This window comes from Kosakonia quasisacchari, assembly GCF_004331415.1.
Taxonomy (GTDB): Bacteria; Pseudomonadota; Gammaproteobacteria; order Enterobacterales; family Enterobacteriaceae; genus Kosakonia; species Kosakonia quasisacchari.
In genome coordinates, this window is the sequence record NZ_SJOP01000001.1 from 231441 (window position 1) to 256765 (window position 25325).

General features: G+C 53.0%; 26 protein-coding genes. 13 read left to right on the top strand and 13 right to left on the bottom strand.

The window, feature by feature from the left end:
* The first annotated feature begins 26 nt into the window (after nucleotides 1–26).
* The gene (locus E0L21_RS01110) at nucleotides 27–287 is read left to right on the top strand and encodes a hypothetical protein (RefSeq protein ID WP_131406233.1); all 261 of its coding nucleotides are present in this window, start codon (nucleotides 27–29) and stop codon (nucleotides 285–287) included.
* A 35-nt stretch (nucleotides 288–322) separates the two neighbouring features.
* Here the strand turns inward: E0L21_RS01110 and E0L21_RS01115 are convergent, their stop codons facing one another.
* The 5 genes from E0L21_RS01115 to E0L21_RS01135 form a co-directional block, all read right to left on the bottom strand.
* Complete coding sequence (locus E0L21_RS01115) at nucleotides 323–1861, bottom strand: methyl-accepting chemotaxis protein (protein ID WP_131406234.1); 1539 nt, start codon at nucleotides 1859–1861, stop codon at nucleotides 323–325.
* Between the two features lie 452 nt (nucleotides 1862–2313).
* Nucleotides 2314–2886 (bottom strand): DUF1349 domain-containing protein, encoded by a 573-nt coding sequence (locus tag E0L21_RS01120; protein WP_131406235.1) that lies wholly within the window; start codon nucleotides 2884–2886, stop codon nucleotides 2314–2316.
* 311 nt (nucleotides 2887–3197) lie between these two features.
* Entirely contained in the window at nucleotides 3198–3740 is a 543-nt protein-coding gene (locus E0L21_RS01125; RefSeq protein WP_131406236.1) for a 1,2-dihydroxy-3-keto-5-methylthiopentene dioxygenase, read from the bottom strand.
* Complete coding sequence (gene mtnC / locus E0L21_RS01130; RefSeq protein WP_131406237.1) at nucleotides 3737–4426, bottom strand: acireductone synthase; 690 nt, start codon at nucleotides 4424–4426, stop codon at nucleotides 3737–3739. Before mtnC ends, E0L21_RS01125 begins: the two co-directional genes overlap by 4 nt.
* Nucleotides 4423–5037, bottom strand: coding sequence for a methylthioribulose 1-phosphate dehydratase (locus E0L21_RS01135; RefSeq protein ID WP_131406238.1), 615 nt, complete (start codon nucleotides 5035–5037; stop codon nucleotides 4423–4425). The genes mtnC and E0L21_RS01135 overlap by 4 nt, the downstream gene beginning before the upstream one ends.
* Before the next feature lie 116 nt (nucleotides 5038–5153).
* On the opposite strand from E0L21_RS01135, the gene E0L21_RS01140 reads away from it, so the two are divergent.
* Nucleotides 5154–6314, top strand: coding sequence for a pyridoxal phosphate-dependent aminotransferase (locus E0L21_RS01140; protein ID WP_131406239.1), 1161 nt, complete (start codon nucleotides 5154–5156; stop codon nucleotides 6312–6314).
* A gap of 40 nt (nucleotides 6315–6354) precedes the next feature.
* Here the strand turns inward: E0L21_RS01140 and dsbG are convergent, their stop codons facing one another.
* The gene (gene dsbG, locus E0L21_RS01145) at nucleotides 6355–7101 is read right to left on the bottom strand and encodes a thiol:disulfide interchange protein DsbG (protein ID WP_017455862.1); all 747 of its coding nucleotides are present in this window, start codon (nucleotides 7099–7101) and stop codon (nucleotides 6355–6357) included.
* Between the two features lie 367 nt (nucleotides 7102–7468).
* Here dsbG and ahpC point away from each other — a divergent pair, with 367 nt between their 5' ends.
* Nucleotides 7469–8032 (top strand): alkyl hydroperoxide reductase subunit C, encoded by a 564-nt coding sequence (ahpC, locus tag E0L21_RS01150; protein ID WP_131406240.1) that lies wholly within the window; start codon nucleotides 7469–7471, stop codon nucleotides 8030–8032.
* A 242-nt stretch (nucleotides 8033–8274) separates the two neighbouring features.
* Nucleotides 8275–9840: an alkyl hydroperoxide reductase subunit F gene (gene ahpF, locus E0L21_RS01155; protein ID WP_131406241.1), complete on the top strand. Its 1566-nt coding sequence runs from the start codon at nucleotides 8275–8277 to the stop codon at nucleotides 9838–9840.
* Nucleotides 9841–9918: 78 nt separating this feature from the next.
* Here the strand turns inward: ahpF and uspG are convergent, their stop codons facing one another.
* The 4 genes from uspG to dcuC all read right to left on the bottom strand — a co-directional run bounded on the left by uspG (nucleotide 9919) and on the right by dcuC (nucleotide 13323).
* Nucleotides 9919–10347: a universal stress protein UspG gene (gene uspG / locus E0L21_RS01160; RefSeq protein WP_131406242.1), complete on the bottom strand. Its 429-nt coding sequence runs from the start codon at nucleotides 10345–10347 to the stop codon at nucleotides 9919–9921.
* A gap of 149 nt (nucleotides 10348–10496) precedes the next feature.
* Nucleotides 10497–10907 carry a nucleoside diphosphate kinase regulator gene (gene rnk / locus E0L21_RS01165; protein WP_017455866.1) on the bottom strand — a complete coding sequence of 137 codons (411 nt, stop codon included), beginning with the start codon at nucleotides 10905–10907 and terminating at the stop codon, nucleotides 10497–10499.
* Nucleotides 10908–11045: 138 nt separating this feature from the next.
* Nucleotides 11046–11849, bottom strand: a complete 804-nt coding sequence (rna, locus tag E0L21_RS01170) for a ribonuclease I (RefSeq protein ID WP_131406243.1) — start codon at nucleotides 11847–11849, stop codon at nucleotides 11046–11048.
* A gap of 97 nt (nucleotides 11850–11946) precedes the next feature.
* Nucleotides 11947–13323: an anaerobic C4-dicarboxylate transporter DcuC gene (gene dcuC, locus E0L21_RS01175; RefSeq protein ID WP_131406244.1), complete on the bottom strand. Its 1377-nt coding sequence runs from the start codon at nucleotides 13321–13323 to the stop codon at nucleotides 11947–11949.
* A 346-nt stretch (nucleotides 13324–13669) separates the two neighbouring features.
* Between dcuC and E0L21_RS01180 the strand changes: the two genes are divergently transcribed.
* The 7 genes from E0L21_RS01180 (at nucleotide 13670) to cspE (ending at nucleotide 21460) form a co-directional block, all read left to right on the top strand.
* Nucleotides 13670–14080, top strand: a complete 411-nt coding sequence (locus E0L21_RS01180; protein WP_131406245.1) for a DUF2946 domain-containing protein — start codon at nucleotides 13670–13672, stop codon at nucleotides 14078–14080.
* A 55-nt stretch (nucleotides 14081–14135) separates the two neighbouring features.
* The gene (locus E0L21_RS01185) at nucleotides 14136–14486 is read left to right on the top strand and encodes a copper-binding protein (protein ID WP_235855186.1); all 351 of its coding nucleotides are present in this window, start codon (nucleotides 14136–14138) and stop codon (nucleotides 14484–14486) included.
* Between the two features lie 12 nt (nucleotides 14487–14498).
* Complete coding sequence (locus tag E0L21_RS01190; RefSeq protein ID WP_131406246.1) at nucleotides 14499–15752, top strand: TolC family protein; 1254 nt, start codon at nucleotides 14499–14501, stop codon at nucleotides 15750–15752.
* The gene (locus E0L21_RS01195; RefSeq protein ID WP_131406247.1) at nucleotides 15752–17206 is read left to right on the top strand and encodes an efflux RND transporter periplasmic adaptor subunit; all 1455 of its coding nucleotides are present in this window, start codon (nucleotides 15752–15754) and stop codon (nucleotides 17204–17206) included. The genes E0L21_RS01190 and E0L21_RS01195 overlap by 1 nt, the downstream gene beginning before the upstream one ends.
* The gene (locus tag E0L21_RS01200; RefSeq protein ID WP_131406248.1) at nucleotides 17203–20322 is read left to right on the top strand and encodes an efflux RND transporter permease subunit; all 3120 of its coding nucleotides are present in this window, start codon (nucleotides 17203–17205) and stop codon (nucleotides 20320–20322) included. Before E0L21_RS01195 ends, E0L21_RS01200 begins: the two co-directional genes overlap by 4 nt.
* Nucleotides 20323–20527: 205 nt before the next feature.
* Nucleotides 20528–21058: a lipid IV(A) palmitoyltransferase PagP gene (pagP, locus tag E0L21_RS01205; RefSeq protein ID WP_235855189.1), complete on the top strand. Its 531-nt coding sequence runs from the start codon at nucleotides 20528–20530 to the stop codon at nucleotides 21056–21058.
* A 192-nt stretch (nucleotides 21059–21250) separates the two neighbouring features.
* Nucleotides 21251–21460 carry a transcription antiterminator/RNA stability regulator CspE gene (gene cspE, locus E0L21_RS01210; protein ID WP_007373839.1) on the top strand — a complete coding sequence of 70 codons (210 nt, stop codon included), beginning with the start codon at nucleotides 21251–21253 and terminating at the stop codon, nucleotides 21458–21460.
* Nucleotides 21461–21522: 62 nt separating this feature from the next.
* On the opposite strand, the gene crcB is transcribed toward cspE, so the two are convergent.
* On the bottom strand, nucleotides 21523–21906 hold the full coding sequence (gene crcB, locus E0L21_RS01215; RefSeq protein WP_131406250.1) for a fluoride efflux transporter CrcB: 384 nt from the start codon (nucleotides 21904–21906) through the stop codon (nucleotides 21523–21525).
* Nucleotides 21907–21995: 89 nt separating this feature from the next.
* Here crcB and E0L21_RS01220 point away from each other — a divergent pair, with 89 nt between their 5' ends.
* Both E0L21_RS01220 and tatE read left to right on the top strand, forming a co-directional pair.
* Entirely contained in the window at nucleotides 21996–22784 is a 789-nt protein-coding gene (locus tag E0L21_RS01220; protein WP_131406251.1) for a deaminated glutathione amidase, read from the top strand.
* A gap of 127 nt (nucleotides 22785–22911) precedes the next feature.
* Nucleotides 22912–23106, top strand: coding sequence for a twin-arginine translocase subunit TatE (gene tatE, locus E0L21_RS01225; RefSeq protein ID WP_017455877.1), 195 nt, complete (start codon nucleotides 22912–22914; stop codon nucleotides 23104–23106).
* Nucleotides 23107–23175: 69 nt separating this feature from the next.
* Here the strand turns inward: tatE and lipA are convergent, their stop codons facing one another.
* Nucleotides 23176–24141: a lipoyl synthase gene (gene lipA, locus E0L21_RS01230; RefSeq protein WP_131406252.1), complete on the bottom strand. Its 966-nt coding sequence runs from the start codon at nucleotides 24139–24141 to the stop codon at nucleotides 23176–23178.
* 210 nt (nucleotides 24142–24351) lie between these two features.
* A complete protein-coding gene (locus tag E0L21_RS01235; protein WP_131406253.1) occupies nucleotides 24352–25305 on the bottom strand; it encodes a YbeF family transcriptional regulator in 954 nt (317 codons plus the stop codon).
* Nucleotides 25306–25325 lie beyond the last annotated feature (20 nt).

Below are 25325 nucleotides of genomic sequence, written 5' to 3' on the forward strand. Positions count from 1 at the left end.
AACTGAAAATGCATCCATAAGGAGAGGTGAAATTGCCAACACGTTGTGAAATCGCGCTGGCGAAAGTGGTCGCCGATTTGGCTATTTTCCTTGAGTTCACCGGTGAAAACCAACTGGATCAGGACGCCGCCATCAACGCGCTGGAGCAGATTGCCGCTGAACTGAAAACGCTAAATGCGGAGGACAAATATCGCCTGGCGGCGATGTTTAACGAGTTATCACAACGCTATCCGGCCGATAAAACCGCGTTTGTTAGCCATTTACCTGAAGCGTTAGGATTACTATAAAAGCCGGGAAGCACTAGCGCCTCCCGGCCTGAATGTTAAAGTTTAAAAGTATTCACGTCGTTAAGCAGTTTCCCGGCCTGGTGGCTGAGCGAGTTCGCTGCGGTGGCCATCTCTTCGACCATGGCGGCGTTCTGCTGCAAGTTGCCCTCCATCTGGCTGACCGCCACGTTAACCTGATCAATACCGTGGCTCTGCTCGGTTGAAGAGTTATTCACCTGGTTTATCAGCACCGTGGTTTCATCGACTGCACCCAGGGCGTCATTCATTCGTGATGTGACGTTAGCGGCGTAGTTGACGCCCTGGCCGACATTTTTAATCGCTTCGTCGATCAAGCCGCGAATATCGCGTGCCGCTACAGAAGAGCGTTGCGACAACGAACGCACCTCACCGGCGACCACCGCGAAGCCTTTACCCTGCTCACCGGCACGGGCAGCTTCCACCGCTGCGTTAAGTGCGAGAATGTTGGTCTGAAACGCGATGCCGTCGATAATGTCGGTGATCTCGGAGATTTTCACCGAAGAAGCAGAAATATCATCGATGGATTTTTGCAGGGAACTCAGCTCGCGATGGCTTTCATTCACCATGGTTTGCACGCGGCCAATAAAGGCATTTGCCTCTTTCGCGTTGTCCATATTGTGCCGCACCGTGGCCGACAATTGGTTCATGCTGGCGGCGGTCTGCTCCAGCGACGAAGCCTGTGATTCGGTACGTGACGACAGATCATCATTGCTTTTGGCGATTTCGTTTGCCGCGACATCCACTTCGTTGCTGGCATCTTTCACACTGCTTAATACTTCGCGGATTTTTTCTACCAGATTATTAAAACTGGTAGCGGTTGCGCCCAGTTCATCTTTTTTATTGAGATCCACTTTGACGGTTAAATCCAGCGTGCTGCTGATGGTTTCCATACTATTTTGCAGGCTTTTTAATCCCTTATTTAAATAAGTAAGGATCGCTGAAGCAAATACGCCAATTAATGCCAGTAAAAAGATAATAGTTCCCACCAATAACCAGAAGGTATTGATATATTGCGTATGGTTATTCTCGGCATACTTTTTGGCGATATTGTAATTATGCTCCAGCATCTCTTTTAAATTGGCGCTTAGGGCGACAGAAGCATTGGCGGTAATCCCGCCATCCGACACCATTTTACGCGCGGCCTCAATACCTTCACTGTGATAGACGCCGACCATGGATTCTGCTTTTTGTGCGTAATCGTCAAAAGAGTCCTGGGTTTTTTTTAACAACTGCGCATCCAAATCATCACTGACCAGATCGTCGTGGTAGTAGTTTAAAATCTCACGGGTTTTATTAAGTTCATCTTTCGCTTGCGCCATATGTTTGCTGAAAACCGCTTCGTCACTGATGAGTAGCGACATCAGAATTTGTCGGCGTGCTTCTTCACGGTGCTGTACCGCTTCGCTGAGCTTACTAATACTTGGCAGGCTATTATCAACAACGTAGTCGAAACGTGATTGAGCATTGTCTAATGCCCGGATGCTGAAACCACCGAGCACGATCATGGCAATAAACGTAATGGCAAAAACAAATAACAATTTCTTTAAAATAGTCATAACGGCCTCAGGTGCTTTCCATATCCAGGGTGAACTCTATTTTTATCGGCGAATAAAGTGAAACCTTCATGGTGAATTTAATAAAAAGAGAGGTGCGTTTTGTTTTTTTTGATTAGCCAGTTACGAGGTGTTAGAAATGACCATAAAATACAATCGGTAAGGTTTTTAATAAAAGATGGATTGTAGGGTTTATATAATATATTTATGATGGTTTGTAATTTCGTAAATAATATATCCTGTATTTTTTGTCGATATTTAACGACATCATTTAGCTGCGCTGAAATATCATGTAGCAAGGCAAATTACTTATGAGGGAAATCATTAGGGAAGCGATATTTCTAACGGTGTGCGAGCTTCCCGTTTTCTGGCAACCGAAACGTATCCACTTCTCGTTCGGTCGCCTGTGTTGGACGGGAAACGAAACGGTGATCCTCGGTGGAAGCATGGCGAAACTAGCTCAGATCGTGCAGATCTTTCTCCAGCAGCGGCGTGAGCGCCATATCTGAAAACGCGACTTCCAGCCCGGCTCGTTCCGGCGTGCAGCACATCACCCCAACCGCGCAATGCGAGTGGGGAAAATGGCACAACCGCAGCAGCGGCCAGATGCGACCATCAGTGGAGTATTGCAGCCGTAGCGCGTCGCCTTTGCGGCTCAGGCGCAGCCAGAAATCGCCCGCATCACCCGCGAAAATACCGGTTGCCCAGTCTGAATAACCCTGTGTCAGCACGCTGCCGATGGCGGGCGCGCCATCGTTAAATTCGATACCGGCTTTTAGCCAGTTCTTCTCGTCCGCGACCAACAACACACCCGCCTGGTCATACAGCTCGGAAAAACGCGCCTGTATCCGCACCTGAAAGGTGAAATCCCGCGTCACATCGCGCACAAAACCGTGGCCGCTGAAGCGCTCAAACCCGTACCAGGTTTTGCGCCAGAAATCGGTGCCGCCATCCGTGACCACTTCCACTTTGCCCTGCGTTTCACGCCACTGCTGCGGTTCGTTAATCCAGTAAAAATCACCCGTCATGTTTTACTCCTTTATGTGTGCTGGCGGCTTACAGAGTGTTACCTGTGGCGGGGGAGATTGCCAGTTTGCGGCGCGGGGTATTACGCAGGGATCACAAAATGTTTCGCAGTAACAAAGGATTCGTGAAAAAGAAGGAAGTATCGTTAATACCCACAAAGCGCTGCGATAACAAAAAGACGACCTGTTCGGTTATCTTGTTCAGGAATAAAGGCACTCAGGAAGATGGGTTTTCGTCTTAGCCAAAAGGAGTTGAGTAAGTGGCTAGCTACAACAAAATTGAAAACTAAAGGCTCCATCTGGAGCCTTTAGTTTCAAGCTAACTTCGGATACCCGCCCGCAATTTCACTTCCGGTAAACTGCGCGATCCACCCCTCTGGGTTATCAAAAATCCTGATCGCCGTGAAGTTCGGCTCTGAGCCCATATCAAACCAGTGCGGGGTTCCGGCCGGTACGGAAATCAGGTCGTTTTTCTCGCACAGCACCTGGTAAACGTCGCTGCCGATGTGCAGGCAAAACAAGCCCGCGCCTTCAACAAAGAAGCGCACTTCGTCTTCGCCATGCGTGTGTTCGTTGAGAAATTTGGCGCGCATCACCTCTTTCTGCGGGTTGTCGGCGCGCAGGCTGATCACATCCCAGCTCTGATAACCTTTCTCGGCCACCAGTTTGTCGATGGCGTGCTGGTAAGCGGTGATTACGGTTTCCGGTGTCGGATTTGCGCCGAGATCGCAGTCGGCCTGCCAGCGTTCAAAACGCACACCTTTGGCGTTGAGTTTTTGCTGGATCTCTGCGGCGTCGGTGCTGTGCCACACCGGCGTGCTGGCATCGGTATCGGTGTAAATCGTCAGTGCGCTCATGAAGGGATCTGCTCCGGCTTAATGTTGCTGAAAGAGGGAACCTGGTAATGATGGCTGGCTGCGTCATCATCGCCGCGAATCAGTTGTGTGGTGCGAAAACCTGCCGCTTCGGCGGCGTCCAGCTCCTGGTGAATATCGGAGAGGAACAAAATGGACGTGGGCGGTAGCCCGATTTGCGTCGCAATGTTGCGGTACGACTGCACATCGCGTTTCGCGCCGACCAGCGTGTCGAAATACCCGCTGAACAGAGGAGTAATATCACCTTCGTCGCTGTAGCCAAATAACAGTTTTTGCGCTGCAACCGAGCCAGAGGAATATACATACAGATCAATACCCTGCGATTTCCATTTCTCAAGCTGGGGCAATACGTCCGGGTAAAGGTGGCCTTTGAAATCGCCGTTCACATAACCGTCGCGCCAGATAATGCCCTGCAACGCTTTCAGCGCCGTTGATTTGCGATCTTCATCCATAAAAGCAAACAGCACCTCAATCAGTTCAGCGGTGGTGGCTTCAGGTTGAGCGATCTCTTCCCGCAGGTTATCCAAGATAGTGCTGACCGGCTCGTTGTACTGCTCCACCGTGATAAACGCCGCCAGGCGTTCGCGGGCGTAAGGGAACAGGACGTTATGTACGAAGCGGATATCACTGGTGGTGCCTTCAATATCGGTAACAATAGCGCGGATCATGGTTTCTCCAGCAGGCGACGCTGCATTTCGCATTCAAATAAAAATTCCAGCCCTTCCAGATGGTGGCGGGCTTCGGCGACATCGCGCCCCCAGCAGGTTAGCCCGTGGCCGCGTAGCAGAAAACCATAGCGCAATGGGTGCGTCTGCGCATAGTCGGCAATGCGTGTGGCCAGCGCGTCGATATCCTGGTCGTTGTCGAAAATCGCCACCGGCACCGTGTCCAGGTGCGTGGTCTGCCCGCTCAGGGATTTTTGCATCTCAAAACCGTTCAGCAGCAGGGCAGGGGATTTCTCTACGCGCGAAAGCACCGTCGCGTTCACGGTATGGACGTGTAGCACGGCGTTAGCGTCCGGGTAGAGGCGATAAATCAGCGTGTGCAGGCCGGTTTCTGCCGAGGGTTTACGGCCGGAAGGGGCGTGGTTATCGGCAATCGATACCTGCAAAAAATCCGCCGTGGTCAGGCTGCCTTTGTCTTTGCCGGATTCGCTCAGCCAGCACCAGTCGGCGTCCTGGCGCACGGACATATTCCCGCCGGTGGCGGGTGCCCAGCCTTTCGCGCCTATCCAGTGGCAGGCGGCGACGAGTTGTTGGAGTTGCAGGTTGTCTGTCATCACCCTTCCTTATAAGGAATATTGTTATCATATAGACGTCTAAGCGTCTTGATTGCCAAATACTAGCATCGTGTTATAGTGGCGGCAACACGCGTATCACAGGCAGGCAGATAATAATGAGCAATAACGCACTGATTCCACAAAGTAAACTTCCCGCGCTTGGCACTACCATTTTCACGCAAATGAGCGCCCTGGCGCAGCAGCACCAGGCGATTAATCTGTCGCAAGGCTTCCCGGATTTCGACGGCCCGCGCTATTTGCAGGAGCGGCTGGCGTTTCATGTGGCGCAGGGGGCGAATCAGTACGCGCCGATGACCGGTGTGCAGGCGCTGCGCGAAGCGATTGCCGATAAAACGGCCGAGCTGTATGGGCATAAACCGGATGTGAATACCGATATCACCGTCACCGCCGGGGCGACAGAAGCGCTGTACGCGGCGATCACCGCGTTGGTGCGTCAGGGCGACGAAGTTATCTGTTTTGATCCGAGCTACGACAGTTATGCGCCCGCGGTCGAGCTTTCCGGCGGCGTGCTGAAACGCATTGCGCTGCAACCGCCGCATTTTCGCGTCGACTGGCAACAATTTGCGGGGCTGCTTAGCGATCGCACGCGGCTGGTGATTTTGAACACGCCGCACAACCCGTCGGCGACGGTGTGGCAAAAGGCGGATTTCGCTGCGTTGTGGCAGGCGATTGCCGAACGGGAAATCTATGTGCTGAGTGATGAAGTTTACGAGCACATCTGTTTTGCCGAAGAGGGCCATGCCAGCGTGCTGGCGCATCCGCAACTGCGCGAGCGGGCAGTTGCGGTGTCATCATTTGGCAAAACCTACCATATGACCGGCTGGAAAGTGGGTTACTGCGTGGCGCCTGCCGCTATTAGCGCGGAGCTGCGCAAGGTACACCAGTATCTGACGTTCTCGGTGAATACCCCGGCGCAACTGGCGCTGGCGGATATGCTGCGCGCCGAGCCGGAACATTATCGTGATCTACCGGAATTTTACCGCGCGCGGCGCGATGTGCTGGTCAATGCGCTTAGCCACAGCAAGCTGGAGATTTTGCCGAGCGAAGGCACCTATTTCCTGCTGGCGGATTACAGCGCGATCTCCGATCTGGATGATGTGAGTTTCTGTCAGTGGCTGACCAAAGAGGTGGGCGTGGCGGCGATCCCGCTGTCGGTGTTCTGCGCCGATCCCTTCCCGCACAAGCTGATTCGTTTGTGCTTCGCGAAACAGGAATCGACGCTGCTGGCGGCGGCAGAGCGCCTGTGTAAGCTGTAAGGCTTTAACGGCGGTGCTACCTGCGCCGCCGTGACTGCTTTTACTTCTCGCCCATAATCGTTTTCAGTTTTTCCGCGTCCGGCAAACCGACTTCCTGCTGCAGCACATTATCTTCATTCATGTAGTAAATCGCAGGCGTGGCGTTCGCGCCGAGATCGTCCATGATTTTCTGGTTGATATTGAGCTTTTTCATCATTTCCGGCGGTACGCTTTTTGGCAGCGTCAGTGCCATTTTGCCGTTCGACTGCTCAAAGTCGTGCCAGCTTTTCGCTGGATCTTTTGCGCTCATAATCGCTGCCGCGGCCGCCGGGCTTTCCGGTTTAATCACCCCAACCAGCAGCGTGCGGATCTGCACTTTGCCGGACTCCACCCACGGGCGCGCCTGCTGCCAGAACTGTTTGCAGTACGGGCAATACGGGTCGGCAAAGACGTACACCACGCGCGGTGCCTCTTTTTTGCCATCGAGCAGCCAGTCGGCTTTTTCCATCTGCTGCCACAGCGCGCGGCCCGCCGGAGCGTAAATCTCTTTGGCAATCAGCTTTTCGCTCAGGTTGGTGCCCGCGTCGTCGTACATATAGCCGGAGATAGCGTGTTTGCCGTCCGGGGTGACATAAATGGTGACGCCCATTTCCTGATATTTGCCAAGATAGCCTTTCATGCCGCCCGGTGCGTCGAAGGATTTGATGATGGTGATGCCTTGCTTTTCAATGGCTTTTACCGGTGCGGGCAGTTCTTCGGCGTGCAGAGTCAGCGGGAGCAATGTCAGCATTAACAGGCGCTTGAGCATAAAAATCCTTATAAAATCAGTGGGAAAGAGTGAACTTAGAGGAAACCTATCACAACCATCGGTAAGAACGCCTGCCGGAGCATTGTCGCTCAACGCTTGCAGTGGTCTAATCGATGTTGCTTGATGACCTTCAGGTTATGAGCGCAACGCAAAGCCAGCTTGCTGGTGCTGAAGCTACCCACGGGTATTTCAGGTATCGAGGCCACCCGTCGCGGTGGCCTTTTTACTTTTGGCAAATCAGCCGTTCACAAGGTTGCTCGTTGTGGGTTGTTAGCTAACACTTATTGATTTGATAAAGCAAACGCATTGGCTCAATCAATCGAAGTTCGTTAACTTACACCCCAACGAAAACACGGAGGAAGTATAGATGTCCTTAATTAATACCAAGATTAAACCTTTTAAAAACCAGGCGTTCAAAAACGGTGAATTCATCGAAGTAACCGAGAAAGATACCGAAGGCCGCTGGAGCGTCTTCTTCTTCTACCCGGCTGACTTCACCTTCGTATGCCCGACTGAGCTGGGCGACGTGGCTGACCACTACGACGAGCTGCAGAAACTGGGCGTGGACGTTTACTCTGTTTCCACCGACACCCACTTTACCCACAAAGCGTGGCACAGCAGCTCCGACACCATCGCGAAAATCAAATATGCGATGATCGGCGACCCGACTGGCGCCCTGACCCGTAACTTCGACAACATGCGTGAAAATGAAGGTCTGGCCGACCGTGCAACCTTCGTTGTTGACCCGCAGGGCATTATCCAGGCTATCGAAGTCACCGCTGAAGGCATCGGCCGCGACGCATCTGACCTGCTGCGTAAAATCAAAGCAGCACAGTATGTGGCTTCTCACCCAGGTGAAGTGTGCCCGGCGAAATGGAAAGAGGGTGAAGCGACGTTGGCTCCGTCCCTGGATCTGGTTGGCAAAATCTAAATTTCCTGTCGTCTTTCACGCCATAGCGGCGTTGGCGTCGCCTGCTCGCCCCGGTCACTTACTGATGTAAGCTCCCGGGGACTCTCAGGCTAGCCGCCTTGCTCTGGCGCGAAATACTTCGGAAATTACTATCGTTAACGGGTACTTTTGGGTGCCCGTTTTATTCAGCACCATGATGCAAGTTGCATTGATGCAGCCTTAAATGATTCGGCTTGCATGATGATGTTTTAAGGGAGAACGTTATGCTCGACACTACTATGAAAACCCAGCTCAAGGCCTACCTTGAGAAACTGACCAAACCTGTTGAGCTGATTGCTACGCTGGACGACAGCGCGAAATCGGCAGAGATCAAAGAACTGCTGGGCGAAATCGCTGAACTGTCAGACAAGGTCTCCTTTAAAGAAGACAACAGCCTGGCGGTGCGTAAACCGTCGTTCCTGATTACCAACCCTGGCTCGCATAACGGCCCACGTTTTGCCGGTTCGCCGCTGGGCCACGAATTTACGTCACTGGTACTGGCGCTGCTGTGGACCGGTGGTCATCCGTCAAAAGAGGCACAGGCGCTGCTTGAACAGATCCGCGATCTGGACGGCGATTTTGAGTTTGAAACCTACTATTCACTCTCGTGCCATAACTGCCCTGACGTGGTGCAGGTGCTGAACCTGATGGCGGTGCTGAACCCGCGTATCAAGCACACGGCGATTGATGGTGGTACGTTCCAGAACGAAATTACCGATCGCAATGTGATGGGTGTTCCGGCGGTATTTGTGAATGGCCAGGAGTTCGGTCAGGGTCGTATGACACTGATGGAGATCGTTGCCAAAATCGACACCGGCGCGGAAAAACGTGCGGCAGAAGAGCTGAACAAACGTGATGCTTACGATGTGCTGATTGTCGGTTCCGGCCCGGCAGGTGCGGCAGCGGCAGTTTACTCGGCGCGTAAAGGCATCCGTACCGGCCTGATGGGCGAGCGTTTCGGCGGCCAGGTGCTGGATACCGTTGATATTGAAAACTATATTTCTGTGCCGAAAACCGAAGGCCAGAAACTGGCGGGCGCGCTGAAAGCGCACGTCTCGGATTACGACGTCGATGTGATTGACAGCCAGAGCGCCAGCAAGCTGGTTCCGGCTGCGGTTGAAGGTGGCTTGCATCAGATCCAAACTGCCTCCGGCGCGGTGCTGAAAGCACGCAGCATTATCATTGCTACTGGCGCGAAATGGCGCAACATGAATGTTCCGGGTGAAGATCAGTATCGCACCAAAGGTGTGACTTACTGCCCGCACTGCGACGGCCCGCTGTTTAAAGGCAAGCGCGTAGCGGTGATCGGCGGCGGTAACTCCGGTGTGGAAGCGGCTATTGATCTGGCAGGCATTGTTGAGCACGTAACCCTGCTTGAATTCGCTCCGGAAATGAAAGCCGATCAGGTGTTGCAGGATAAAGTGCGCAGCCTGAAAAACGTCGACATTATTCTGAACGCGCAGACCACCGAAGTGAAAGGCGACGGTAGCAAAGTGACCGGCCTTGAGTACCGCGACCGTGTAAGTGGCGATGTTCACAGCGTGGCGCTGGCGGGGATTTTCGTCCAGATTGGTCTGCTGCCGAACACCACCTGGCTGGAAGGTGCGATTGAGCGCAACCGCATGGGCGAAATTATCATCGACGCGAAATGCGAAACCAGCGTCAAAGGTGTGTTTGCCGCGGGCGACTGCACCACGGTGCCGTACAAACAGATCATTATTGCCACGGGTGAAGGTGCCAAAGCGTCTCTGAGTTCGTTTGACTACCTTATCCGCACGAAAACCGCGTAAGTAAAATAAGAAAGTAAGCTATACCTGCAATGTAAAGAGGCTACCTTTGGGTAGCCTCTTTTTTGCGCCTGAGCGTCTTTATCTGACCACCAGCACCGGGATATGTGCGTGTCGCACAATATTCGCGGCGTTCGAGCCGAGCAGGTGGGTGGAAATGGAAGGATTGCGCGAAGCAATTACCACCATATCAGCGCTCAACTCTTCGGCTAACTCATTGACCACATCGCGCACGTTGCCAAAACGGACATGAATATGAATGCGTGAAGAGTCGATGTGGAAATGTGTGATCATGGTGCTGAGGCGCGTTTGCGCTTCCTGTTGCAGATGCTCTTCGAAACGGCGCAAATCAGCAGCGAAACGGTGCAGGCTCAAACTGGCGGAGGCGGGTAATACATGCAAAAGATGAATAACGCCTTCACTCTGAGCGAGAAATTCAGCGTGACGCACGGCTTTGTCGCTTAACTCCATTTCGAAAACATCGACCGGCATGATGATTGTCTGATACATAAACGCTTCTCCCTGTAGGTTATGTCCTTCTGATTGAATCATAAACGGGGGGAATATTTTGCTGCCTGTATGGCAAATCTGAAGAATAAACGGGCGGGAACGGAAAGAGGATGCGGGCGCATCCTCTGCACAACAACGCAGGGCGGGGCTTAGCGCATGAAATCGCCTGCGGCTTCGGGTTGGTACAGCAGTTCGAGCACTTCAAGGTCGGTGGTGGTGCCGCCCGGCAGTTCCCAGTGGATGGTATCGCCAACGCGCAATCCCAGCAGCGCTGCGCCCACCGGAGCAAGCACCGAAAGCTGGCTGGCGCTGTCGGTCACATTCGCCGGATAAACCAGCGTGCGCACGCGCTCTTCGCCGCTTTTCAGCTCACGGAATTTTACCGTGCTGTTCATCGTCACCACATCGTGTGGCATCGCTTCTGGCGCACACATCTGGGCGCGATCCAACTCTTCATTTAGCGCATCCGCGACCGGCAGGTTAGCGTGAGCGGGCTGCTCAAGCAGACGGTCGAGGCGCTCGGCGTCTCGCTCATTAATGATAATGGCAGGTCTGGACATCTGGTACTCCATGTCAGGTGATTGATCCAAAGAAAAACCCTCGCCGACTGGCAGCGAGGGTTTGTCTACAAGGGATGATACTGACACGACAGCGCGCTGTGAAGTGATGTTGCGCACATTTGCCGGAATTATGGTTTTTCAGTATCCCGCTTTATCAATCACGAAGCTGTTTCCACAGTTGCCGGGATGCGGCTGCGGCAGTAAAGACGTTGCTGCGAGCGGGGCGTTTATCGCGTCGGCTTTGATGGCTATCTGCATTTCCGTCAGCCATGCCGGGTTGCCGCTACAGGTCAGTTTCACCGCTTTCACGCTCTGATCACCGTAAGCTTTGGCGACAGCCGCGTTGAACGCGTCGCGAGTGACGGTTTTCCCGTAGTTTTCCGCCAGGAACTGACCGAGTGCGCTCTGTTTGATTTCGGTGTCCAGGCGTACCATCGCGCCGAAATAGTCGTCCGGATCGAAGCCAAAACAGACGCCGTGTTTGGCATATTCATAGCGCTCAAGGCAAGTGGTGCTGCCCGCGCCCGGCATTACGGCGTTAAGTTTATTGGCCACTTCCAGCGACAGGCCGGTTTCTGCAGCGGCGCATTTCTGGCTGGCTTTCGCTTCTGGCATATTCGGAATCGGACGCGTGGCGCAGCCGAAGCGCATCCAGCGGCGATCGTCGACGCCTCGCGCGGCAATGGATTTTGGCAGACCTGGCCACAAACCATGCACGGTCAGATAATCGGCTTTGTTAGCCGGTTCTTTTTGCGGCCGACACTCATCGGGCTCATTGCGACCTTGCGCATGCAGGCTCTGACAAAAACCGGTTTGCCAGGAGAGCGCCAGAACATAGCGGTCAAAGTCACCATATTGTGTGGGCTGGAGCGGCGCGGCATAAGCGACGGAGAACAACGTTGCGGCAAGGCTTGCGCAGATGAAGAGTCCCTTTTTAAACATATCAGTTCCTGATGGATGTATCCGGGTAATTGCCATGCGTTATTAAACCATAAAAAAAGCGCCGGGCAGGCGCTTTTTCATAAGTGGTGTTTATAAATTAATGTATTGCAACACCCGGAACCAATACTTCGGTAGCGATGATCACCACAATCAGACCGACGATCACCGGCACAGATGTCCGTTTTACGACCTCAAAGGGGGAAATGTTCGCCATCCCCGCCACGGCAACCACCACGCCGGAAACCGGAGAGATGGTGCGTCCGAGATTGGAAGTCTGCAACATCGGAATCGACAAGTAAGCCGGGTTGATACCGGATTCATGTGCCAGTTTCGGGATCATCTCGACAAAGGCGTAAAACGGCGCGTTACCGGAGCCGGTGGTCATTGCCGCCAGCATGGTCAGCGTGACCAGCACCAGCATCAAAATGATGCTCGCCGAACCGAACGATGTGGCAATCGAAATAAGACTCTGGATAAAGCCAATGGTGCTTAAACCCTGGGCGAAAACCCCTGCGGCGACCAGCAACATCACCACACCGGCAAACGCGTCAGCCATGCCGCGATAGGCGACTTCCAGCCCGGAAAAGACGTTTTGCGTATTGAAACCGCGTAAAAATTCCAGCACTGCCGCCAGCACCATGCAAATCACCAAAATGGTGATGATATGCAGTTCCGGACCCCATTTGCCGTCGAAAATCAGCACGCCAATAATCGGCGTAAACGGCAGGATGGCGTAGAACGTGGGCGCATTGGTGGTGATGTCTTTCACATCCAGCATTTCGCTGACGATATGCTCTTTTTTATCCAGGTAGCGCTGCCAGAAAAAATGCGCAATTGCCATGGCGATAATCGCCGCGATAGAGATGGGCAGGGTGGTTTTAAAGGCGAAGTCGATAAGTGGCATTTCTGCGGCTTTCGCGGCCAGCACTACGTCACCGGAAGTTGGCGAAAGAATGATTGCTGCCGGAGAAGCGCAAATCGCTGCCGCAGCACCGCGGCTGATACCGACGTTTACCATCACCGGGAACAGGGTTGCCATCAACAGCACGCCAAGGCCCGTTGCCGACGAGACCGCCAGCGACATCAGGCAAGCGACAAAATAGGCGGCAATCATCAGCAGGTAAGGCGAGTTGATAAAGCGCAGTGGCCGCGAAGCCAGCTTCACCACCATGTCGTTCGCGCCGATATGCGTCATATAAGCGGCAAAACCACACAGCATCATGATCATCATGCCGAGATCGCCACCGCGGCTCATCAGCAAGATTTTAATGTATTCGACAATATCGGTAGCGCTATAACCGGTGCTGGCTGCGCTGCCGGGTAATATTTTGTGGCCCATCAGTGCGCTGACAATTAATAGCGCCAGACCGCCGATAAACAGCACGCCGGTGGCGGAGTAGCCTTTGATGATGTAGCGCGCTACGCCGACAATCACCACCACGCCTATCAGCAGTTCAATGAGTGTTAATAACATGTTGTTGGCCCCGGAGGTTGACCTGAATGAAAAGTAAGTAAAAAAACTGGCAACGCAATGTGCCGAATAATAGCCAGCGGGTAGATGATTAAAATCAACAAAGCGATGTGTTGAGTGAATAATCTCGTCAAATTGTTATCACTGCACTTAATAAATACCGCTTAAGCAATAATCGGTATTAATTTGAAATGATTAACTTGTTATTTTAAAGGTACTAATAAGTTAATTAATTTAATGGTTTCGGTTGCACTTTATTTCCGGACGTAAATTAGTTAAAAAACGCTTTAAAAATAAAAATGATGCTGCTTATACTCGCCGTTACTTTCCTTTCACCCATGGCGACGTTATGCACGCAGGATGGCTATACCGAATGCGCTTTATTAAGCGGCATCTGTTGGTGCTGCTGATGGCGTTTGGTTGGCTACTTATTCAAAGCCAGGTGGCGATTGCTTCGCATAACTGTGATTTAAGCGTGCAGGGTGAAAATGTGATGGTTCAGCATATGGACCATCGAATGGCGATGTCTGACAGTGCGCCGCAAATTGACATCATGAAAACGCCGCTGTGCGAAAAACATTGTGTCCCGGATCTGGCGCAAAAAGACACCGAGCATCCTTCACTGGTGGCGCTGCCCGTTTCGCTGACGCTTGCGGTCGCAGAACCTGTTTGTGCCTCCGTCGCGCATGACGGATGGTCGTTAACCCCTCCTGCAATAGGCCCGCCGGCAACGATCCGTTTTTGCCGGTTCCGAGAATAGAAACCTGTTAATGCATTGAATTTTATTAATTTCATTGTTTAACAGGAGTTTTATTATGCGTTCTTCTCTTCTTTGCATGCTCTCTGGCGTGCTGTTTTTCTCCTTGACCGCTCACGCGGAAGATATGCCCGCAATGCATGGCATGCACGATATGTCGCAGCACTCGGCGATGCATACCCAAATGCAGACGTACCAAAGCCAGGGCGTTATCAAAAAAATCACTCCCGATGCGATTTCTATCGCCCATAAAGCCATTCCCGCGCTGAACTGGCCGCCAATGACCATGCAGTTTGCACTGGCGAAAGGCAGCACGTTTGCACCGGTGAAAGTGGGCGATAAGGTCGACTTCACTTTTGTGCAAAGCGAAAACGGCTATCAGCTCGTTTCATTAACGCCGCAACGCTAACCGGGGGCAACAATGAAACGTTACTCGCTGAGCCTGCGGCTCGGCGGGGTGTTGCTCGGACTGATGTGCTCCGCCGCGCAGGCGGAGTCACTGACGCTGACGCAAACCCTTGCCGCCGCTGAGCGCTATTCCGCAGAACTTTCCGCTAACCGCAACGAAGCGCAGGCGCTGGATGCGATGGCAGATTCTGCACGCCAGTTACCCGACCCGAAGCTGAAATTCGGTATTGAAAACGTCCCGGTACAGGGCAACAACGATCGCCGTTTAACCCGTGAAGGGATGACGATGCAGCGGATCGGCATCATGCAGCAGTATGTCAGTGCCGAAAAACGCGATCGTAAAGCCGATACCTTGTTAGCCGAAGCGCAAAGTGTCAGCGCCAAATCCGCCGTCGTGCGCGCCAATTTACAGCGCGACACCGCCCAGGCGTGGCTCGATTTAGCACTTTCACAACAAGCATTGCAGACCGCCCGCAAACTGCTGGCGGAAACCGAACGTCAGCAAGGCGCGCAGCGTGCCAGCGTCGGGACCGGGAATGCTGCACCAGACAGCGTGTTGGCTTTCCGGGTGGGGCTGAGCACCATGCGCGATAAAGTCACGCTTGCCGAACGCGATGTGCAACTGGCACAAACCCGCCTGACGCAGCTGACCGGCCAGGATGTGAGCGCTGTTTCCGGCGAACTTCCGCGATATCAACGTCTACCTGCGGATGAAAAAACGCTGGAGCAGGGCATTGTGCAACATCCGGACATTGTCGCCGCTGCCAGCATGGCAAACAGCGCGAAAGCGCGTTCCGCTGAATCCGCCATCGCTGCCATTCCGGATGTGGAAGTGGAAGTGTGGTACGGACGCCGCGCCGAGGGGTACGAAGACATGGCCGGGGTGATGTTTACCGTCGATTTGCCGCTGTTCCAGTCTCACCGGCAGGACAAAGATCACGCCGCCGATGTTTCCCGCACTATGCAGGCTAACGACCAACTGGCGCTGGCTGAGCGTGATCACGCCGCGCAGTTGCATTCGCTCATTGCCGAATATAACGCCGCGCAAACCCTGTGGATGCGCCAGCGTGACGATGTGCTGCCGCTGGTTCGCCAGCGTGCCACGTTACTGGCAGCGCAATACCGTTCGGGGCAATCAGATCTCTCTGCGCTGCTGGAAGCACGGCGCAATGTGCTCGATAGCGAACTGGCCGTTAACCAGGCCGAGAAAGAGATGGCGCAGAAATGGGCCGCAATCCGCTGGCTGATCCCGCAGGAGTTAAGGTAATGAATAAAACGATTTTAGCCGCCGTGGTTGCGGCTTGTCTGGCGTCGGGCGTAGGGTATTTCGCCGGTCGCCAGCACAGTGCGCCTTTGGCTTCCGGCGAGCAGGTACCGCAACGAAAAGTGCTCTACTGGTACGATCCGATGGTGCCAGATCAGCGTTTTGACAAACCGGGTAAATCCCCGTTTATGGATATGCCACTGGTGGCGCGTTACGCCGATGAAGCGCCCGCCAGCGGCGGCGTTAGCGTTAGTGCACAGCAGCAGCAAAATCTGGGGATGACCACGGCGAAGGTGGAAAAACGAGCGCTTACCGACGCGTTTTCTGCCTTCGCCACGGTAACTACCGATGAGCGCAGCATCCAGAGTGTGCCGTCTCCGGCGGCGGGTGTAGTGGAAAAACTGTTTGTCCGCGCGCCGCAGCAGTGGGTGAAAAAAGGCGAAGCGCTGGCGCAACTGTGGATCCCGCAGTGGACGACGGCGCAGCAGGAGTATCTGGCGGTGCGCCAGTTAGGTGATGGTGAATTGACGCGTGCTGCCCGCGAGCGGCTGGCGCTGCAGTTTATGCCGGATGCCATTATTCGCGCGGTTGAACGTAGTGGAAAACCGCAAACCCGGCTGACGCTGCGCGCCGATCGTGACAGTTATGTGGTCAAACTTGATTCCCGTGAAGGCGCGCAGGTTGCCGCTACGCAAGTTCTGTTTGAGCTGGCGAACCTTGATCCTGTCTGGCTGGTGGTCGATTACCCGCAAAGCCAGGCGCAGGCACTCACTGCGGGTAGCGATATTATTGCCACATCAGGTAGTTGGCCGGGCGAGCAATTTCACGGCCGCGTCAGTGAGTTGCTACCGCAGCTTGAAACCACCACCCGGACGCTTAAAGCGCGCATCGTGCTGGATAACCCGCAGCAAAAACTCAAACCCGGCATGTTCCTTACCGTCACTCAACCTGCTTCAGCACAGCAGCCTGACGTGCTGGCTATCCCGGAAGAGGCGCTGATTGAAACCGGTACTGCAAGCCGCGTGCTACTGGCGACGGGAGAAGGCCATTTCCAGGCGGTTAATGTTACCACCGGACGTACGGCCCTGGGCTGGACCGAAGTGCTGTCCGGGTTGCAAGAGGGCGATAACGTTGTGACATCCGGTCAGTTCCTGATCGATTCGGAAGCGAGCCTGCGTAGCGCGCTCCCGCACCAACAGGCACCGCAAACTACCGCGAAAAAAGCGCAAATCTACGACGCTACCGGTGTGGTGAAAGCGATTGATGCCGGTAGCGTCACGCTGTCGCACCAGCCAATTCCGGCGCTGAATTGGGGGGCGATGACGATGGACTTCGTGCTTAAGCAGCCTGAACCTGCCATCAAAGTGGGTGACAAGGTGATGTTCAGCTTCACGCTGGATGATGAACAGGGAGCGGTCATTACCCATCTGATGCCGACGCAGGAGACGATGAAATGATTGCTGCCGTGATTCGCGCATCATTGCGTAACCGCTTGTTAATCCTGCTGGCCGCGCTGGTGATCACCGGTTGGGGGATTTGGTCAGTGCAGCGCGCACCGCTGGATGCGCTACCGGATCTCTCTGATGTACAGGTGATCATCCGCGCCAGCTATCCGGGAAAAGCGCCGCAACTCATTGAGGATCAAGTGACTTACCCGCTTACCACCGCCATGCTTTCTGTGCCGGGAGCGAAAACGGTGCGTGGTTATTCGATGTTTGGCGATTCCTATGTCTATGTGCTGTTCGATGATGATACCGACCTCTACTGGGCGCGTTCTCGTGTGCTGGAGAACTTAAGCCAAATTCAATCTTCACTGCCTTCTGGCGTGAACGTCGGATTAGGGCCTGATGCCACCGGCGTGGGCTGGATTTATGAGTATGCGCTGGTGGATCGCAGCGGCAAACATAATCTGGCGGATTTACGCGCGTTGCAGGACTGGACGCTGAAATTTGAACTCAAAACGGTACCGAACGTCGCGGAAGTCGCGAGCGTCGGCGGTATGGTTCGGCAGTATCAAGTTGTGCTGGATCCCGCGAAAATGCGGGCGCTGAATATTACCCATGAACAGATTATCAGCGCTGTGCAGGCGGCGAACCAGGAGAGCGGCGGCGCGCTGTTGGAGATGGGCGAAGCCGAATTTATGGTGCGTACCACCGGCTATTTGCGGCAACTGGCGGATTTTCGCCAGATAGTCATCGCTAGCCGGGACGGTGTGCCGGTGATGCTTTCAGATGTGGCGACGGTACGCCTTGGGCCGGAGCTGCGCCGCGGCGTGGCCGAATATAATGGCGAAGGCGAAGTTGCGGGCGGCATTATCGTGATGCGCTATGGCAAAAACGCGCTTGATACTATTCATGCGGTGAAAGCGAAATTTAGCGAGGTGCAAAAAACGCTGCCCGACGGCGTGGCGATTGTACCGGTTTACGATCGCTCGACGCTGATTGAAAGCGCGGTTGAAACGCTGACGCATAAATTAATCGAGGAATTTATCGTCGTTGCGCTGGTTTGTACGCTGTTCCTGTTCCATTTCCGCTCGGCATTGGTAGCGATTGTTTCATTGCCGCTTGGGATCCTCGGTGCGTTTATCGTCATGCATTACCAGGGTATCAACGCCAATATCATGTCGCTCGGCGGGATTGCGATTGCGATTGGCGCGATGGTGGATGCGGCTATTGTGATGATTGAAAACATGCACAAGGTGATGGAGCAGTGGCGGCATGATAACCCTGACCGTCAGCCGACAGGTGCGGATTACTGGCGTTTTTCAGAACAGGCAGCAGTCGAAGTGGGACCTGCGCTATTTTGCAGCCTGCTGATTATCACCTTGTCGTTTATTCCGGTGTTTTCGCTGGAAGCGCAGGAAGGGCGCATGTTCTCGCCGCTGGCGTTCACCAAGAGTTGGGCGATGGCAGTGGCGGCCGGGCTTGGTATCACGCTGGTGCCGGTGCTGATGGGCTTGTTTATTCGCGGCAAAATCCCCGACGAGAAAGCCAACCCGATCAACCGTTTCCTGATCCGCATGTATGAGCCACTGCTGGATAAAGTGCTGGCGTGGCCGAAAACGACGCTGGCAGTGGCACTGCTGTTGCTGCTGGCAACGTTATGGCCGCTGAGCCGGCTGGGCAGTGAGTTTATGCCGCCGCTTAACGAAGGCGACTTACTGTATATGCCGTCGACGTTGCCGGGGATCTCTGCACGCGAAGCCGGGCGTTTATTGCAGCAAACTGACCGCCTGATTAAAAGCGTGCCGGAAGTGGCGAGCGTATTTGGTAAGGCGGGCAGAGCTGAGAGCGCGACCGATCCCGCGCCGTTGACCATGGTGGAAACCACCATTCGCTTTAAGCCGCGCGACCAGTGGCGCGCGGGGATGACGCCGGAAAAACTGGTGGAAGAACTGGATAAAACCGTCAGCGTGCCGGGCATAGCTAACGTCTGGGTGCCACCTATTCGCAACCGTCTGGATATGCTGGCAACCGGTATTAAGAGCCCGGTGGGGATTAAGGTGAACGGCAATAAAATTGCTGATATTGAACGCGTGGCGCAGCAAATCGAGCAGGTGGTGAAAACAGTGCCGGGCGTAACATCGGCACTGGCGGAACGCCTGGCGGGCGGGCGCTACGTCGATATCAACATTAACCGGCAGCAAGCCGCGCGTTATGGTGTATCGGTAAAAGAGTTGCAATCGTTGGTCTCTACGCTGGTGGGTGGGGAAAATATTGGTGAGGTGCTGCAGGGCCGGGAGCGGTATCCCATCAACATACGTTACCCGCGCGACATACGCGATAACGTCGATGATTTGCGTAAATTGCCGGTGATCACTGAAAATGGCAGTCAAATTGCGTTAGGTGAACTGGCTGATATTGTAGTGAAAGAAGGGCCGCCAATGCTGAAAAGCGAGAATGCGCGTCTGTCGAACTGGATCTACGTTGACCTGCGCGGGCGCGATTTGAAATCAGCAGTCGAAGAGATGCAGCAGCGGGTAGCGCAGCAGGTGAAACTGCCGCAGGGGGTAACGCTCTCATGGTCCGGACAGTTTGAATATCTGGAACGCGCCACGGCAAAATTAAAAATTGTTCTGCCGGTAACGCTAATGATTATCTTTGTCCTGCTATTTATTACCTTTAAACGAATATCTGATGCCCTATTAATAATGGGGACATTGCCCTTCTCGTTGATTGGTGGTGTCTGGTTATTGTGGTTACTGGGATATAATTTATCCGTTGCGGGCGCGGTCGGTTTTATTGCTCTGGCCGGGGTGGCGGCGGAGTTCGGCGTTATTATGGTGCTCTATCTTAATCACGCGCTTAAGAAATATCGCACGCGTGAACCGGATGGAGGGAATAATGTGTTGCTACAGGCTATCCACGAAGGCGCGGTACTCCGCGTTCGGCCAAAGGTGATGACGGTTGCGACGATTATGGCCGGGCTGCTTCCCATTATGTGGGGCGGTGGCAGCGGTTCGGAGGTGATGAGCCGTATCGCTGCACCTATGATTGGCGGCATGATAACGGCACCATTGCTGTCGATGTTGGTTATTCCAGCGGTTTATTTCTTACTTCATCGTAAACGTTAGCCGTTTTTTTTGCGCCCCTGTTTTGGGGCGCGTCGAACGCTATTCTGCGTGAAGTGACGTAAATGCTGCGATTATTCCATGTGTTTTTTCAGAATTAATCCGATCTCGTTAAGGGACTATTCAGATAACATGCTCGAGAATAAGCGTCATTGCGTAACATGGAATAAATACGGTGTCTGTAAATAAGAAGATTTTAGCTATTTTTTTGTCTTTGTTTTGTGCGTTTTCGGTGGTTACCACAGCACATGCTACAGAGAACTCCTGGTTCTCGAGTTTTACTGACAATGTGAAGCAAACCTGGCAGCAGCCTGAGCATTATGATCTGTATGTGCCTGCCATCACCTGGCATGCTCGTTTTGCCTATGACAAGGTCAAAACGGACCGCTATAACGAACGTCCGTGGGGCGCAGGTTTTGGTCAGTCACGCTGGGACGAAAAAGGGAACTGGCACGGTCTTTATTTGATGGCGTTTAAAGATTCCTTTAACAAATGGGAACCTATTGGCGGTTACGGTTGGGAAAAAACGTGGCGCCCGCTGGCAGATGATAACTTCCATTTGGGATTGGGTTATACGGCGGGCTTTACCGCTCGTGATAACTGGAAGTACATTCCCATACCGGTGTTGTTGCCGCTGGCATCTGTCGGCTATGGCCCGGCGACGTTCCAGATGACCTACATTCCGGGCACCTATAACAACGGTAATGTTTACTTTGCCTGGATGCGCTTTCAGTTTTAACTGCAAACGCTGCGTTAATGCAATGTGCAAATTTTAACCATTGTTCAAAACGCGGAATAAACCCGCTATCGCAAAAAAGTTAGCGACATTTATCACTTTTTCGCGAATAACGACTGGACAAAAGCCGTCACAATTGTTGTACTGATACCCGACACAGCATTTGTGTCGATTTTTCATGTAAAGGTAATTTTGATGTCTAAGATTAAAGGTAACGTTAAGTGGTTTAATGAATCCAAAGGATTCGGTTTCATTACTCCGGAAGATGGCAGCAAAGACGTGTTCGTACACTTCTCTGCAATCCAGAGCAATGGTTTCAAAACCCTGGCTGAAGGCCAGCGCGTTGAATTTGAAATCACTAACGGTGCCAAAGGCCCATCTGCTGCGAACGTAATGCCTGTCTAATTCAGCTACGTACGTACAGTTAGAATTCCAAAACCCGCCGTAAGGCGGGTTTTTTTATCCTTTCAGTTTGCATTAACCGACGAAAACAGCCAAAACGCCAGTGCCGTCATGGCAAACGAACCCAGCAAGTTTACCGCCACGTTCAACAGCGCCCAGTTAATTCGCCCCTCCTGCAACAAAAACACCACTTCTGCTGAAAAGGTGGAAAAGGTGGTCAGCCCGCCACAAAAACCGGTGGTTAACAGTACCTTCCAGACGGGATCGATATGCGTCATGCGATTGAACCATGCTAAACCCATACCGATAATAAATGCGCCAAGCAGGTTGGCGGTGAGCGTACCAACAGGAATTGCTTGATGTGCCGGATTAAGTTTCATACTTAACATCCAGCGCACAACACTGCCGGTTCCACCGCCAATAAATACCGCTAAAAGAAGTTGTAACACTGTGAGATCCTGCTATCTGGTTTGTTAGAGTGTCGAGTTTAGCGTCGCGGCTATTTTCTGGCTATGGTGACGAAGCGGGAGGAGTAACTATGATTGTTGCAGCCGGGCAATTTGCGGTCACGCCAGACTGGCGGACCAATGCGCAGACTTGTGTTGCGTTGATGGCTCAAGCGGCAGGGCGTCAGGCGTCGCTGTTGGTGCTGCCAGAGGCATTGCTGGCAAGAGATGATGCTGACCCACACCTTTCTGTCAAATCAGCGCAGAGGCTGGATGGCGGCTTTCTGAACCTGTTGCGTACGGAAAGCCAGCGTAACATGTTGACTACGGTGTTGACGGTGCATGTTCCCTCAACCGAGGGCAGGGCAGTTAATACGCTGGTGGTATTGCGCGGTGGAGAGGTGATCGCGCAGTATGCCAAGCTGCATCTGTATGACGCGTTTAATATGCAGGAGTCGCTGCGAGTGGACGCCGGGCACAATATTCCTCCGTTGATTGAAGTGGAGGGCATGAAGGTCGGGCTGATGACGTGCTACGATCTGCGTTTCCCGGAGCTGGCTTTGTCGCTGGCGCTGCAGGGTGCTGAATTGCTGGTGTTGCCTGCCGCCTGGGTGCGCGGTCCGCTCAAGGAGCAGCACTGGGCTACGTTGCTATCGGCAAGGGCGCTGGATACAACATGTTATATCGTCGCGGCTGGCGAATGCGGCAATAAGAATATCGGGCAGAGCCGGGTCGTTGATCCGCAGGGCGTGACTATTGCGGCAGCGGCGGAAGTGCCACAATTGATTTTCGCTGAGGTGACGCCTGAACGTGTGGCGCAAACGCGGGATAAACTGCCGGTGTTACGTAATCGCCGTTTCGCTGCGCCGTATTTATTGTGATGTTTTTTTAAACAACACTTGATTCATCTCGTTACACATTGCTATTGTGTGCGCGCGTCGAATGACCGTTAATGAAGTCCGGTTATAATGGCGTTTTATGCAGCCTGTTTTACGAAAGAAGGTATCTATGGGTGAGATTAGTATTACCAAACTGCTGGTTGTGGCCGCACTGGTTGTTCTGCTGTTTGGAACCAAAAAATTGCGTACGCTCGGCGGTGACCTGGGCGCAGCCATCAAAGGCTTTAAAAAAGCCATGAATGATGATGATGCAGCGAAAAAAGCTGACGAAGTCACAGCAGAAAAACTCTCTCACAAAGAGTAATAGCGGCTTTGACAGGCGAAAAAAAACCGGCGCAGAAGCCGGTTTTTTTGTTTGCAGTGTAAGCAAGTATTACTTCACTTCCATACCTTTTGCCTGCAGATCCGCGTGGTAAGAGGAACGAACGAATGGACCACATGCTGCATGGGTAAAGCCCATTGCCAGCGCTTCCTCTTTCATTTCGTCAAACTCATCCGGGCTAACATAGCGCTGTACCGGCAGATGGTGGCGGCTTGGCTGTAGATATTGGCCCAGCGTCAGCATCGTCACGCCATGGCGGCGCAGATCGCGCATGACCTCGATGATCTCTGCGTTGGTTTCGCCCAACCCAACCATCAGACCGGATTTCGTTGGGATTTCTGGATGCGCTTCTTTAAAACGCTCCAGAAGTTTCAGCGACCAGTTGTAATCTGCACCTGGGCGAACCTGGCGGTAAACACGCGGTACGTTCTCCAGGTTGTGGTTAAATACATCCGGCGGCGTGGCGGTGAGGATATCCAGCGCGCGATCCATACGACCACGGAAATCCGGCACCAGCGTTTCGATTTTAATGGATGGGCTTTTTTCGCGGATTGAGGTAATGCAATCCGCAAAATGCTGGGCACCGCCATCACGCAGATCGTCACGGTCAACAGAGGTGATGACCACATAACGCAGCGCCATATCAGCAATAGTCTGTGCCAGCTTTTGCGGTTCGTTGGCATCCGGTGCCACAGGGCGGCCATGTGCCACATCGCAGAACGGGCAACGGCGCGTGCAGATCGCGCCAAGGATCATAAAGGTTGCCGTACCGTGGTTGAAACACTCAGCGAGGTTCGGGCAGGAAGCCTCTTCGCACACAGAGTGCAGCCCGTTTTTGCGCATGGCTGCTTTAATACCCTGGATACGGGAAGAGTCGGCCGGGAGTTTGATTTTCATCCATTCCGGTTTTCTTAACAGGGCTTCGCGCTCTGTCGCCACATTTTTAACCGGGATAAGCGCCATTTTATCGGCATCGCGGTACTTAACACCGCGTTCCATCACAATGGGTTTACTCATAGCGTGCGTGTTCCAGTTGCGGATAACGAAGTAAGCATTTCAATTCAAATGAATGTTGTATTTATCAACTATTTTTGAATTAACTTGCGTGCAGTATACCATTGATGGGGGATAGAAAGCAGCCTGACAACGGGGCAATTTGTAAAATAGTTGTTGTTTTGTGCCATATGCCCAATAAGGGTTAGCGCTTTCGCCTGACACGGACGGGCGTTAAAAAGCCCGTCGGATAACGTTAATGACGCTTTCCAGTACCGGGTCGCGCAGGCTCAACTTATTGTAAAAGAGTGAGATTTCAAGATGCTCGTTACTGATTGGCGGGTAATCAATTTCAACCAGCGGCCAACAACCACTGAATAACTCAAACAGCCGCGCCGGCATTAACCCCAGCATATCACTGTTGCCGATCAGTGCTGCAATCGTAAACATATTGTAACTGCTGAAGCTTACCTGGCGCTCGGGGAAAAGATCCTGGACGCGTTGACGAAGCCCGCTAAGATTTTGCCCTTCTAGCATCAGCAAGGTGTGTTCGTACTGTTGCAAAACCTCTTCATTGAGCGGCCCATTTAAACAAGGATGCCCTTTGCGGCAAACCAGCATGAGACGGTCACTATAAAGGACGTGATGGTTAATGGTTCGTGAAGCAGCAATATGCGTATCAATAATTAAATCGGTTTGAAACTGACTGAGCTGACTTTCCGCATCGTTAACAGGAATATTACGCATCATCAGATGCGGAGCACTCTCTTTTATTGCCTGGAAGATAACAGGTATAACTAATGCACCAATCGATGGTGGCGTGCCGATGGTAATCGTACGCTGTTTGTCATAGCTGCCGGTCAGATCTAATGCGCCAAGAATAGACTCCAGTCCCTGGCTGATATATTCGTGCAGATGGGAAGCATAAGCCGTAGGCGTCACGCCCTGGCCTTTACGAATGAAAAGCGGATCGGGAAATATTGCACGTAATTTTTGAATGGACTGGCTAATAGCGGAAGGCGTTAAATTGAGCACTTTTGCCGCGTTGACTATCCCTTTGTGAACATATACTGCCTCGAAAATAGTCAGTAAATTGAGATCAATATTGCGCAGCGTTCTGAAGACTTGCGGCTTATCATCGTCGGGGCGCACGGTTATTCGCTTTTCCTGCAGGTTATTATTATCCACGCTTGTGCTCCGTATTCATT